Source organism: Mycobacterium sp. NGS68, from assembly GCF_059812195.1.
The window spans coordinates 142,831-155,494 of record NZ_JCALCE010000015.1 but is presented as its reverse complement, the minus strand read 5'-3'; the positions used below and the strand labels follow the sequence as shown (position 1 = coordinate 155,494).

The window sequence follows — 12,664 nt, the reverse complement described above, 5'->3', positions numbered from 1 at the left end:
GGTCGTAGGTTCGAGTCCTACTGGGGGCACCAAGCGAGTACCGAACCGCACCGATCCCGCCGAAAAACACCGACTTCAACAGCGGTGCAGCAATACCCGGCGGATTACTATGCCCCTACAGCGTCCGGGCGCGTAAACGACCGCATGACGACGTGACAGGTCGCCGGAGCTGTGGCTGATGAGTGAGTGACCGGCTACAGGGGAGCGGCGATGAGTGGTACGGGCCCAGAGATCGGGACGCAGTTCGGTCCCTACCTGCTTAAGCGGTTAATCGGCAGTGGCGGCATGGGCACGGTGTATGAAGCTCAGGACACCGTCATGGACCGGGTGGTCGCGCTGAAGCTGATCTCCGGGCCCTACGCGCAGGACCCCGACTATCAGAAGCGCCTCCAACGCGAGGCCCGCATCGCCGGACGGCTGCACGACCCGCACGTCGTGCCCGTGCACTCCACGGGTGAGATCGACGGCCAGCTCTATGTCGACATGCGGCTGATCAACGGCACCGACCTGGACACCCTGCTCAAGCAGTCCGGGCCGCTGGCGCCGGCGCGGGCGGTGTCGATCGTCCGCCAGATTGCCTCGGCGCTGGACGCCGCGCACGCGGCCGGCGCGCTGCATCGCGACGTGAAGCCGGGCAACATCCTGATCACCGCCGACGACTTCGCCTACCTGGTCGACTTCGGCATCGCCAACGCCGCCACCGAGCAAAAATTGACACAGGTCGGCGACACGCTGGGCACCTGGACCTACATGGCCCCCGAACGGTTCACCGGCGACGAGACCAAGGTCACGCCCAGCGCCGACACCTACGCGCTGGCGTGCGTGCTGTTCGAGGCCCTGACCGGCACACCGCCGTTCACCGGGGACCGCGCGACGCTGGTGGCCTCGCATCTGACGCAGCCGCCCCCGCGAGCCAGCCTGCGGGTGGGACTCCCGCCGGAGCTCGACGACGTGATCGCGCGCGGCATGGCCAAGCGGCCCGAGGAGCGCTACGCATCGGCCGGCGAGTTTGGCCGCGCGGCCGAGGCGGCGGTGGCGGCGCTGGGCTCGGCGACGGCCAGCTTCACGCTGCCGGTCAGCGTTCCGCCCACCCAGGCGCTGTCCACCCAGCCCCCCGCGCAGCACACACCGCCGCCGCCGCCGCAACAGCACACACCCCCGCCGAATTGGTCCCAGCCCCCCGGGCCCCCGCCGCAGTACGGCCCCCCGACCGGACCGGGCGGCGGCCCGCCGCCCTGGCAGCAATGGCCGCAGCCCGGCCCCGCCCCCAAGAAGAAAGGCCGGTGGATCGCGATCGCGGCGGCCCTGGTCGCGGTGATCGCCGTCGTGGCCGGCGTCGGGATCTGGAAGCTGACCGGCGACAAGTCCGAACAAAAGCCGCACATCGACCTGAGCAAACTCGACGTCGGGCACTACGACACCAAACCCCGGCCCGTGACGGGCACCGCGACCAAGGAGGAAGGCCTGTTCCTCGAGGGGTATCGCCTGGCCGAAGGCGTGGTCGATCCCTACGACGTCGACCCCGTCCTGGATCACACCTACGGAAACGCGGTGGTCGACACGAAGACCGCGGCGACGTCCATCGCAGGCACCGGAACCCCGCTCACGCAGCCGGTGCTGGAGAAATACGGCATGATCACCGGCTACCTGGCCATGGGCCTGTCGAAGCGCATCTTTGACTTCTCCCGCGAGTCGAACGGAGACCTGCTGCGGGTCATGTTGACGAGCTTCCCCAACGACGACTCGGCGGCGCGGGCCGCGACCGAGATGGATTCCGTCGACTTCGCGGTCAACCCCGCCAACAAGGCGGTCGAGATCCCGGGGTACCCCCAGGCCAAGGCGCACTTCCGGCCCGATTCCCCCTCGGTCGCGGCGACGATGGCCTCCGGCAGGGTGGTCCTCTCGATCGGCGTTCGCAGCGACGCCCACAACGATCTGGACTATCTGCTGCAGCGCATCAAGCGCACGTTGGATCTGGAGGCTCCGCTGACGGCCAAGCTGATTCCCGGTCTCGAGGTCGGACTCACCACGCTGCCGCGCGATCCGGACAACCTGCTCAGCCGCATGTTCGTCGCGGGTGACCAGCCGAAGATTTCCCTCGCTTTCGGGAGCATGGGACCGCTCGCGGCCGCGCTGTGCGCCGACCCCCAGGCCCATAAGGACGGGCTGTACGCACAGGCCGGGGTCGACCGGTGTGCGTTCGGCAAGGACAGTCAGCTGCTGCGGGCCCGAGACGACAAGGCCGCGCTGACGCTGCTGTCCAAGACGGTCGAGGCGGTCCGGGAGGAATTCATCGACCACGATGTCCCGCCACCCGCGGACGTCCCGAACGCCAGATGCTTCGAAGAGAAGCAGAAAATCTGGGCGGACAACGCCAACGGCCGCTTCGGATGCCTGGTGACATTCGGGCGTTACGTCTCCCAGGTGTGGAGCAACGAGCAGAAGGATGCCGGCCAGCGCGCCGCGGCACAGTACGCAATCCTGGTCAACAGCGCATAGTCCGGAGCCGAGCGCGGCCAATAACCCGGTCCCGTCTTGGCCGCCCAGAGGGGCGGCTATGCTCTGCGAAATGAATCCCGATGAGGCCAACCCAACCGCACCCATCGCCCTGGTCACGATGGAAATCCGTCACCCGGCAACGGATTCGCTCTCGGAGTCGTCGCGCTCGGAGCTCAAGCGCCTGCTGGTCGAGCACCTGCCGATCGAACGTCAAGCCCAGGACGTGAATTGGGGAATGGCCGCCCCCGGCGCCGCCCCACAGCCGACCGCCGAACGCTTCATCCGCTACGTCAACCGCGACAACACCATCGCCGCCTCGATGCGCAACCAGGCGATCGTCGTCGAAACCACCGCCTACACCAGTTTCGAGAGCTTCCTCGAGGTCGTGATGCAGGTCGTGGACGCGCGGGCGCAGGTGTCCTCGATCGTCGGCATGGAGCGCATCGGATTGCGCTACGTGCTCGAGATCCGGGTGCCCGTGGGCGTCGACGGCCGCATCGAGTGGAGCAACTGGATCAACGAATCGCTGCTCGGACCGCAGGCCATCGGCCCGGCCGGCATGCTGCTCACCGAGTGGCAGGGCGCCGCGGTGTTCCGCGACCCGCAGCCCAACCGGGCGGTCATCGTGCGCTACGGCCCCGGTGTTGGTCAGGCGCTCGACCCGAACTACCACCTGCGGCGGGCCAACCAGGTCCAGCCGGGGCCGTACTTCCACATGGACATCGACAGCTTCTGGGCGCCCAACGGCGCCATTCCCGAGTTCAACCGCGACGCGCTGGTCACCACCCTCCAGGACCTGTACGTCCCGGCCCGCAGCGTGTTTCAGGAGATGATCACCAGCCGCCTGAAGGACGACCTGCTGCGTCAGTGAGGCCGCAGCACCGCGGTGCTGTAGGTCTGGTCGGCGAAGGCGGACGCGATGCCGTCGTCGGGATAGGCAAATCCGTTGGCCGCGTGCAACTCTGCCACCGTGCGCGACGACGTCTGCCAGCGGCGCTCGTTCAGGTACTCGATGATGTGGCCGCGGTGGCCGTGGTAGACCAGCTCGTTGAAGTCGACTTCGAAACCGAGTTCGGCCATCCGGTCGTGGTGGTCGCGCCACAGGTCCTGCGTGAAAACCGTGGTGTCGGGCACGAATTCGAATGCGAGCCGACTTTCGGGGGCGCTCAGCTCGGTGATGTTGTCGAACAAGGCGTCCTGCGCATCGTCGGGCAGGTAGACCAGCAACCCCTCGGCGCTCCACGCCGAGGGCGCCTGCGGGTCGAATCCCGCCGACCGCAGCGCCGAGGCCCAGTCGTCGCGCAGGTCGACGGCGACCGTCCGGAGTTCGGCCGTCGGCGCGGCACCCAGATCACCGAGAGTCAGGGACTTGAACTCGATCACCTCCGGCAGGTCCACCTCGTAGACGACGGTGCCCTGTGGCCACGGCAACCGGTAGCCCCGGGCGTCCAGGCCCGACGCGAGGATCACCGCCTGCCCGACGCCGTCGCGAGCCGCGTCCAGGAAATGCTGATCGAAGAACCTTGTCCGGCAAGCCATTCCGCGGGCCATTCGGTCCGGATCGAACTCTAGGTCCTCCGTGCGGGGAATCTCGTCGTTGACCAGGCGGGTATAGACATCGAGCCCGGCCGCGCGCACCAGGCCCGCGGCGTACGGGTCGTCGATGAAACCGCGATCGGTGGCCAGGGCGCGCTGCGCGGCCACCATCGTCGCCGTCGCACCGACACTCGTCGCGAGATCCCAGCGATCACGTTCGGTGCGCGCCATGGCGGCTACCCCATTCCCAAGTCAGCACCAAAATATAGACAGTCTAGTTAATACCACACACGGCAAAGCCCCTTCGCCGACTAATCTCCGAATGGTGACGGACTTTGCCCAGCGCACCATCGACCTCGCCCGCCAGAACGTCGCCGAGGGCGGCCGGCCGTTCGCGTCGGTGATCGTCCGGGACGGTGAAATCCTCGCCGAAAGCGCCAATAAGGTCGCCCAGACGCACGATCCCACCGCCCACGCCGAGATCCTGGCCATCCGGGACGCGTGCACGCGACTGGGCACCGAGCACCTCGTCGGCGCCACCGTCTACGCGATCGCCCACCCGTGCCCGATGTGCCTGGCCTCGCTGTACTACTGCTCGCCCAAAGAGGTCGTCTTCCTGGTCATGCGCGAGCAGTACGAGCAGTACTACCTCGACGACCGTAAGTACTTCGAGGTCGCCACCTTCTACGACGAATTCGCCAAGAGCTGGGACCAGCGACGACTGCCCATGCGCTACGAGCCGACGGACGCCGCGGTGGACGTCTACCGGCTCTGGAACGAGCGCAACAGCGGCGAACGCAAGTCCACGGTGGTCCCGCCTGGCTGACCTGGCGCCGCGACCTCCCTTTGGCTATTATCTGCGTATGCATGCAGGTAGTAGTGCAGATCGCCTGCCTGACGACCAGGCCAGCCTGATCGTCGAGGTGTTCCGCATGCTGGCCGACACCACCCGCGTGCAGGTGCTGTGGTCGCTGACGAGCCGCGAGATGTCGGTCAGCGAGCTCGCCGAGCATGTGGGCAAGCCGGCGCCGTCGGTCTCCCAGCACCTCGCGAAGCTGCGGATGGCGCGGCTGGTGCGCACCCGCCGCGAGGGAACCACCATTTTCTACAGCCTGGAGAACGACCACATCCGCCAGCTCGTCACCGACGCCGTCTTCAACGCCGAGCACGCCGGCCCCGGAGTCCCCCGGCACCACCGCGCCGACGGCGGGCTGCGGGCGGTCGCCGAAAGCCCCGAGACCGCCGGCTAGCGGCCGGCAGCCGAAATCACCGAGGAGAGAACATGACCGAGCACACCCACGACGCGCCGCACGCGCACGAACACCACCACGGCAGTGGCGCGAACAACGAGACGCACACCCACGCGCACACCACGCACGACCACGAGCACGTCGCACACGAGCACTCACACACTCACGACGACGGCACCGAGCACACCCACGAGCACCTGCACCAGGCCGGCCTCGAAGGAGTGCACGCCCACGCGCACAACTGACGCGCGCGGTCCGCGGGGTTTAGGAAACCTTCGGGCAGTAGTGCTTCGGGTCGTCGCGCTCGTCCAGCGGCGGCAGGTTGCGCGCGGGCGTTTCCACAAGCGGCGCGTCGGCCGGGATGCGCCCGGCGGCGCGGTCGAACCCGGCGCGGACGCGCGGATGCTTGCGGTACCGGTGCGGGACGACGGCGAAGATCATCCGGACCAGGTCGCCGAAGCGCCGGTGCAGCCACGCGTCGCGACGTGACCAGGTGTAGCCCATCAGCTCGCGGACCGGCGGGTCGTACAGACCGACGGTCAGCCAGACCATGAAGGGCGCCAAAAGCTTGCGCTGCGCGGCCCACAGCCAGTCCGGCATCCATTGCACGAACGGAGGTTTGGGCAGCGCGGTCAGGTCGAGCACGGCGCGGGCCGCGAAATTGTTCTCCAACACGTTGCGGCACATGTGATCCCAGTAGGCCTGGAAGGCCTCCCACGACTCCGGCACCGGCCGCATGCTCATGCCGTACATGCGGTACCACTGGACGTGCTCGTCGAAGAGCTGGCGCTTCTGCGCCTCGGTCAAACCGCCGCAAAACCGTTCCGCCACGATGATCGTGCCGACGAAGAACGTGGCGTGCGCCCAGTAGAAGACGTCGGGGTTCAGCGCGTGGTAGCGCCGCCCCTGCTCGTCGACGCCCTTGATCTCGGTGTGGTAGTCGCGCACCTCCGCGCCCGTCGTCGGGGCACGGTCGCCGTCGAACACCACCCCGCCGATCGGGTAGAGCGACCGCATCAACCGTGGCCAGCGCTCCCGGAAGAACGTCGAGTGTTCGATGACCGCGGCTCCCAGCTGCGGGTGCATGTTCTGCATGGATCCCGACCAGGGGCCCTGCAGCACGCCGCGCCATTCGCCGAAGTACTTCCACGTCAGGGAGTCCGGTCCCAACGGGAGCGGGGGTGCGTCGTAACCGAGCGGCGCCACCGGGCAGCCGCGCGCGACTTCGGCGTTTTCGTTGGTCAGCGGGCAGCCCGCGGACGTATCTTGAGTCACTGGTCTGAGTTCCCGTAGCTGTTCGGTGATTCTGACTACATGCGTTGTCACTTTGCAGTTTAGGAGCGATGTGCAGTCCGGTCAACGCCGAGGCCGTTGGTCCGGCGTCCCCCTCGAATCTCGCCTCGCGCTGCGCCGCGACGACCTGATCGACGCGGGCGTGCAACTACTGGGCAGCGACGCCGGCCCTGCGCTGACCGTGCGCGCGGCATGCCGCAAGGCCGCGCTGACCGAACGCTACTTCTACGAGAGCTTCTCCGACCGAGAGCAATTCGTGCGCGCGGTGTACGACGACGTGTGCGCGCGGGCGATGGCGACGCTGACGTCGGCTAAGACCCCGCGCGAGGCCGTCGAGCAGTTCGTGGCGCTGATGGTCGACGACCCGGTGCGCGGGCGGGTGCTACTGCTGGCCCCGACGGTGGAACCGATCCTCACCCGGTCCGGCGCGGAATGGATGCCGAACTTCATCGAGCTGCTGCAGCGCAAGCTGTCCCGCATCGGCGATCCCGTGCAGCAAAAGCTGGTCGCGACCAGCCTGGTCGGCGGCCTGACCGGCCTGTTCATCGCTTACCTGAACGGCCAGCTCGGGGTCACCCGCGAACGCTTCATCGATTACTGCGTCGACATGCTGCTCGGCGCGGCCAACGCCCCGGCGCCGGCGGCGACCGCGCCACACGACTGACCCACCGCCCGGCGACCAGCGCTTTCGCCGCAATCCGTCGCGCTGTAACCCCCGGCGCCGAACTCGGGGTTTCGACATGCCGCACGGCGGGGCAAACTTGATGCTACTGGGGTACACAGATATATTGACTGCAACCACGAGACACAGATAACTGGAGGGGCGCCATGTCAGCCGAGCTGACAAACCTACAGCTGCTGCAGGAACTCGAGCCGGTGGTCGAGAAATACCTCAACCGGCACGAAAAGATGCACAAGGACTGGAACCCGCACGACTACATCCCGTGGTCGGACGGGAAGAACTTCTATGCGCTCGGCGGCCAGGATTGGCACCCCGAGGAGAGCAAGCTCTCCGACCTCGCCCAGGTGGCGATGGTGCAGAACCTGATGACTGAGGACAATCTGCCGTCGTATCACCGCGAGATCGCGATGAACTTCGGCCTGGACGGCCCGTGGGGCCAGTGGGTCAACCGCTGGACCGCGGAAGAGAACCGGCACGGGATCGCGCTGCGCGACTACCTGGTGGTGACCCGCGCGGTCGACCCGATCGAACTGGAGAAGCTGCGCGTCGAGGTGGTGAACCGGGGCTTCAGCCCGGGCCAGAACCACCAGGTCCGCGACGACTTGTTCGCCGAAAGCCTGTTCGACTCGGTCATCTATGTCACGTTCCAGGAGCTCGCGACCCGGATTTCGCACCGCAACACCGGCAAGGCCTGCAACGAGACGGTCGCCGACCAGCTACTGGCCAAAATCTCCGCTGACGAGAACCTGCACATGATCTTCTACCGCGATGTCAGCGAGGCGGGTTTCGAGGCTGCTCCCAATCAGGCGATGAGGTCGTTGCACAAGATCCTGCGCAACTTCCAGATGCCCGGCTTCCAGGTGCCCGAATTCCGCCGCAAGGCGGTCCTGATCGCGGTCGGCGGTGTGTACGACCCGCGCATCCATCTGGACGACGTCGTCATGCCGGTGCTGAAGAAATGGCGCATCTTCGAGCGCGAGGACTTCACCGGTGAGGCCGCCGCACTGCGCGACGACCTGGGCGTGCTGATCAAGGAGCTCGAGGCGTCCTGCGACAAGTTCGAGGTGTCCAAGCAGCGCCAACTCGACCGGGAACTCCGGACCGGCAAGCGGACTACCGCGTTCGAGCTGCACCAGACAGCGGGCAAGCTGACGATGAGCCGGCGGTAGCCGGACGGTGCGCATCGGCCCAATCGAGCTGGCCAGCCCGGTTGTGCTGGCACCCATGGCGGGCGTGACCAACGTCGCATTCCGGACCCTGTGCCGCGAACTGGAGCGGTCGAAGGTCGGCACCGTCAGCGGGCTCTACGTCTGCGAGATGGTAACCGCCCGCGCGCTCGTCGAGCGGCATCCGGTCACCATGCACATGACCAGCTTCGCCCCAGACGAGTCGCCACGCTCGCTGCAGCTGTATGCCGTCGACCCCGCCACCACGTACGCGGCCGCCAGGATGGTCGCGCAGGAGGGTCTGGCCGATCACATCGACATGAACTTCGGCTGCCCGGTGCCCAAGGTGACCAAGCGCGGCGGTGGGGCGGCGCTGCCCTACAAGCGGCGGCTGTTCGGTCAGATCGTCGCCGCGGCCGTGCGCGCCACCGAGGGCACCGACGTGCCGGTGACCGTCAAGTTCCGCATCGGCATCGACGACGACCACCACACGCACCTGGACGCGGGCCGGATCGCCGAGGCCGAGGGCGCGGCCGCGGTGGCGCTGCACGCGCGGACCGCCGCTCAGCGCTACTCCGGCACCGCCGACTGGGACCAGATCGCCGCGCTCAAGCAGCAGGTCCGCACGATTCCGGTGCTCGGAAACGGCGACATCTACGACGCCAGCGATGCGCTGACGATGATGGCGGCCACCGGATGCGACGGCGTGGTGATCGGTCGCGGCTGTCTGGGCCGGCCGTGGCTGTTCGCCGAGCTCTCTGCGGCGTTCACCGGCGGCCCGGCGCCGGTCCCGCCCACGCTGGGCGAGGTCGCCACCATCATCCGGCGGCACGGCCGCCTGCTGGCCGAGCATTTCGGCGAGGACAAAGGCATGCGCGACATCCGCAAGCACATCGGCTGGTACCTGCACGGCTTTCCCGCCGGGTCCGACTTGCGGCAGGCACTGGCGCTGGTCAAGACGCTCGACGAGCTCGACGGGCTGTTGGACCGGCTCGACGGCGGCGTCCCGTTCCCGGACGCCGCGCACGGCCCCCGGGGCCGGCAGGGTTCCCCGGCCCGAGTGTCCCTGCCCGAGGGCTGGCTGGACGACCCCGACGACTGCACGGTGCCCGCGGCCGCGGACGTCATGCATTCGGGTGGTTGATTCGAAACACACTCGAAATCGCGTCCGGCCCGATAACTCAGTACGATGTGAGCCTTGCCGCGTTTCAGTTTGATCGCGGTAGTGCGAGTGGCGGCGCCGCCTTCGCGTCACGAGGTGCGATTCAGGGTCCGTTTGGAGAGTTCGGAGGCCGGCTGGACATGGGTGACGGCGAGTACGACGCCACGTCCGGCCGTCGACGCGCATCCAGCGCCGACAGTGCTGACCAACGAATTACCCCAAAGGCCCCCCGAACGCTAGCCGCCGCGCCGTGGGAACGGTTTTCCGTACCGGAACCGGACAATGGCGCGCACCTGTGGCAGGCCGAGCCGCCCGCCGCGCGCGACCCGGAACGGCCCGCCCCCAGCGAGGTGCCACCGGCCGCCGAACCCCCGTCGGGCCCGCACAAGATCGGTTCGCACAGCAGCGGCGCGATCAGCGTCGCGGACCTGCTCGCCAAGGTCGGCGCCAAGGCCCCGGCCCGGCCCCGGCACCACCGGGTGGCCCCGGACGCCGTGGACGACGACGACTACCGCAGCGACCTGCTGGACACGCAGGTCATCGACACCCCGGCCTATTCGCTCGACCTCGCCTCGGAGCTGCCCGATTTGGGCGCTTTCGAGACGGCCAATTACCCGAGCGACGACGACGACTTCGAAGCCGCCTGCGAGCTGAGCGCCGAACCGGAATCCGAATCACCGCAGACATCCGAGGCACCGGACGCGAAGCGCACGCCGCACCGCCGGCGGTTCGGCCGGAGGCCCCCCAAGGCCCGGGCCCCGGAGCGCAAGCGCCGATCGCGCCGCCCGATCCTGATCGCCGCGCGTTCGCTGGCCGCCGTGCTAGCCGCGTTGGCGCTGGCCATGACCGGCGGTGCATGGCACTGGAGCAATTCGAAGAACAGCCGGTTGAACACCGTCAGCGCGCTGGACCCGCACTCCGCCGACATCGTCGACCCCAACGGCCAGTACGGCGACGAGAACTTCCTGATCGTCGGCATGGACTCGCGGTTGGGAGCGAACGCCAACATCGGCGCCGGCGACAGCGAGGACGCCGGGGGCGCGCGCTCGGACACGGTGATGCTGGTCAACATCCCCGCCAACCGGCAGCGGGTGGTGGCCGTCTCGTTCCCTCGCGACCTCGCGATCACCCCGATGCAGTGCGAGGCCTGGAACCCCGAAAACGGCAAGTACGGCCCCATCTACGATCCGAAGACGGGCAAGACGGGCCCGCGGATGGTGTACACCGAGACCAAACTCAACTCGACGTTCTCGTTCGGCGGCCCGAAGTGCCTGGTGAAGGAAATCCAGAAGCTGTCCGGCCTGAGCATCAACCGTTTCATCGCCGTCGACTTCGTCGGGTTCGCGCGGATGGTCGAGGCGCTCGGCGGCGTCGAGGTCTGCAGCGCCACCCCGCTCAAGGACTACGAACTGGGCACCGTGCTGGCGCACTCCGGGCGGCAGAAAATCAATGGCGCAACCGCACTGAACTACGTGCGCGCCCGCCAGGTCACCACGGAATTCAACGGCGACTACGGCCGCATCAAGCGCCAGCAGCTGTTCGTGTCGTCGCTGCTGAGGGCGCTGATCTCCGAAGACACGCTGCTCAACCTGAACAAGCTGAACAACGTCGTCAACATGTTCATCGCGAACAGCTACGTGGACAACGTGCGGACCAAGGACCTCGTCGCGCTGGGTCAATCGCTGCAGCACATGGCCGCCGGGCATGTGACGTTCGTCACTGTCCCGACGGGCATTACGGACCAGAACGGCGATGAGCCGCCCCGCACCGCCGACATGAAGGCGCTCTTCACGGCCATCATCAACGACGATCCGCTGCCGCTGGAGAACGATCACAACGCCCAGAGCCTGGGGACCTCTCCCACCGCGGGCCCGACGACCGCGCCCAACACCAAGAAGCCGGCGCCGCCCAGCGCGACGCCCGAGGGTCACCGCGAGCAGGTCACGACGACCTCGCCGCACGACGTCACTGTGCAGGTCTCCAACTCGACGGCGCAGACCGGCCTCGCCACGATCGCCAGTAACCAGCTGAAACACAACGGCTTCAACGTGATGACGCCCGACGACTACCCGAGCTCGCTGCGGGCGACCACGGTGTTCTTCTCGCCCGGCAATGAGCAGGCGGCCGCCACCGTGGCGTCGTCGTTCACGAATTCGAAGGTCCAGCGAGTCACCGGAATCGGGCAGGTGGTCCAGGTGGTGCTGGGCCCGGACTTCAACTCCGTGTCCGCTCCCGCGCCCAGCGGCTCGTCGGTCAGCGTGCAGATCGAGCGCAACTCCAGCAGCTCGCCGACGAAGCTGCCCGGCGACCTGACCGTCACCAACGCCGCCGATACCACCTGCGAATAGGTGTTTCGTCCCCGCTTGTCAGCTCTTTTGGAGCTCTAGAACGTAGGCTTGACCCATGCGGACCGCCTACCATGAGCAACTCTCGGATTTGTCCGGGCAGCTCGGCGATATGTGCGGCCTTGCCGGGATCGCGATGGAGCGGGCAACCCAGGCCCTGCTGCAGGCCGATCTCGTGCTGGCCGAGCAGGTGATCTCCGACCACGAAAAGATCGCGACGCTGAGCACCCACGCCGAGGAAACCGCGTTCGTGCTGCTGGCGTTGCAGGCGCCGGTCGCCGGCGACCTCCGGGCCATCGTCAGCGCCATCCAGATGGTGGCCGACATCGACCGGATGGGCGCGCTGGCCCTGCACGTCGCCAAGATCGCCCGGCGCCGGCACCCCCAGCACGCACTGCCCGAGGAGGTCAACGGCTACTTCGCCGAAATGGGCAGAGTCGCAGTCGAATTGGGCAACAGCGCGCAAGAGGTGGTGCTGTCGCGCGACCCGGAGAAGGCCGCCCGGATCCGCGAAGAAGACGACGCGATGGACGATCTGCACCGGCACCTGTTTACCGTGCTGATGGACCGCGAGTGGCGCCATGGCGTCGCGGCCGCCGTCGACGTGACACTGCTGGGCCGGTTCTACGAACGCTTCGCCGACCACGCCGTCGAGGTCGCGCGGCGAGTCATCTTCCAGGCCACCGGCAGGTTCCCCGACGACACCGCGACTACCACCTCGAGCTAGGCGG

The 12,664-nt window shown here is 67.7% G+C and carries 12 protein-coding genes; 10 read left to right on the top strand and 2 right to left on the bottom strand.

Annotation, left to right across the window (positions count from 1 at the left end):
• The first annotated feature begins 210 nt into the window (after nt 1-210).
• Both AC5Y5V_RS18185 and AC5Y5V_RS18180 read left to right on the top strand, forming a co-directional pair.
• Nucleotides 211-2,499, top strand: a complete 2,289-nt coding sequence (locus AC5Y5V_RS18185) for a serine/threonine-protein kinase (RefSeq protein ID WP_499938062.1) — start codon at nt 211-213, stop codon at nt 2,497-2,499.
• Between the two features lie 58 nt (nt 2,500-2,557).
• On the top strand, nt 2,558-3,370 hold the full coding sequence (locus tag AC5Y5V_RS18180) for a TIGR04255 family protein (RefSeq protein ID WP_499938058.1): 813 nt from the start codon (nt 2,558-2,560) through the stop codon (nt 3,368-3,370).
• On the opposite strand, the gene AC5Y5V_RS18175 is transcribed toward AC5Y5V_RS18180, so the two are convergent.
• Complete coding sequence (locus AC5Y5V_RS18175) at nt 3,364-4,266, bottom strand: SAM-dependent methyltransferase (RefSeq protein WP_499938053.1); 903 nt, start codon at nt 4,264-4,266, stop codon at nt 3,364-3,366. The two genes, AC5Y5V_RS18180 and AC5Y5V_RS18175, sit on opposite strands and share 7 nt — an antisense overlap.
• Before the next feature lie 94 nt (nt 4,267-4,360).
• Here AC5Y5V_RS18175 and AC5Y5V_RS18170 point away from each other — a divergent pair, with 94 nt between their 5' ends.
• Genes AC5Y5V_RS18170 through AC5Y5V_RS18160 form a run of 3 tightly spaced genes read left to right on the top strand, consistent with a single transcriptional unit; the run spans nt 4,361 to nt 5,530 of the window.
• The gene (locus AC5Y5V_RS18170; RefSeq protein ID WP_499938051.1) at nt 4,361-4,861 is read left to right on the top strand and encodes a nucleoside deaminase; all 501 of its coding nucleotides are present in this window, start codon (nt 4,361-4,363) and stop codon (nt 4,859-4,861) included.
• 37 nt (nt 4,862-4,898) lie between these two features.
• Nucleotides 4,899-5,285 carry an ArsR/SmtB family transcription factor gene (locus tag AC5Y5V_RS18165; protein WP_499938048.1) on the top strand — a complete coding sequence of 129 codons (387 nt, stop codon included), beginning with the start codon at nt 4,899-4,901 and terminating at the stop codon, nt 5,283-5,285.
• 32 nt (nt 5,286-5,317) lie between these two features.
• Nucleotides 5,318-5,530, top strand: coding sequence for a zinc transporter Slc39a7 (locus AC5Y5V_RS18160; RefSeq protein WP_499938046.1), 213 nt, complete (start codon nt 5,318-5,320; stop codon nt 5,528-5,530).
• A 19-nt stretch (nt 5,531-5,549) separates the two neighbouring features.
• Here AC5Y5V_RS18160 and AC5Y5V_RS18155 read toward each other — a convergent pair whose 3' ends face one another.
• A complete protein-coding gene (locus tag AC5Y5V_RS18155; protein ID WP_499938043.1) occupies nt 5,550-6,560 on the bottom strand; it encodes an oxygenase MpaB family protein in 1,011 nt (336 codons plus the stop codon).
• A gap of 70 nt (nt 6,561-6,630) precedes the next feature.
• Between AC5Y5V_RS18155 and AC5Y5V_RS18150 the strand changes: the two genes are divergently transcribed.
• The 5 genes from AC5Y5V_RS18150 (at nt 6,631) to phoU (ending at nt 12,660) form a co-directional block, all read left to right on the top strand.
• Nucleotides 6,631-7,242: a TetR/AcrR family transcriptional regulator gene (locus tag AC5Y5V_RS18150; RefSeq protein ID WP_499938041.1), complete on the top strand. Its 612-nt coding sequence runs from the start codon at nt 6,631-6,633 to the stop codon at nt 7,240-7,242.
• 164 nt (nt 7,243-7,406) lie between these two features.
• Complete coding sequence (locus tag AC5Y5V_RS18145) at nt 7,407-8,429, top strand: acyl-ACP desaturase (protein WP_499938038.1); 1,023 nt, start codon at nt 7,407-7,409, stop codon at nt 8,427-8,429.
• Nucleotides 8,430-8,436: 7 nt separating this feature from the next.
• Nucleotides 8,437-9,570 carry a tRNA dihydrouridine synthase DusB gene (dusB, locus tag AC5Y5V_RS18140; protein ID WP_499938036.1) on the top strand — a complete coding sequence of 378 codons (1,134 nt, stop codon included), beginning with the start codon at nt 8,437-8,439 and terminating at the stop codon, nt 9,568-9,570.
• Nucleotides 9,571-9,728: 158 nt separating this feature from the next.
• On the top strand, nt 9,729-11,936 hold the full coding sequence (locus AC5Y5V_RS18135) for an LCP family protein (RefSeq protein ID WP_499938034.1): 2,208 nt from the start codon (nt 9,729-9,731) through the stop codon (nt 11,934-11,936).
• 55 nt (nt 11,937-11,991) lie between these two features.
• A complete protein-coding gene (gene phoU, locus AC5Y5V_RS18130; RefSeq protein WP_499938032.1) occupies nt 11,992-12,660 on the top strand; it encodes a phosphate signaling complex protein PhoU in 669 nt (222 codons plus the stop codon).
• Nucleotides 12,661-12,664 lie beyond the last annotated feature (4 nt).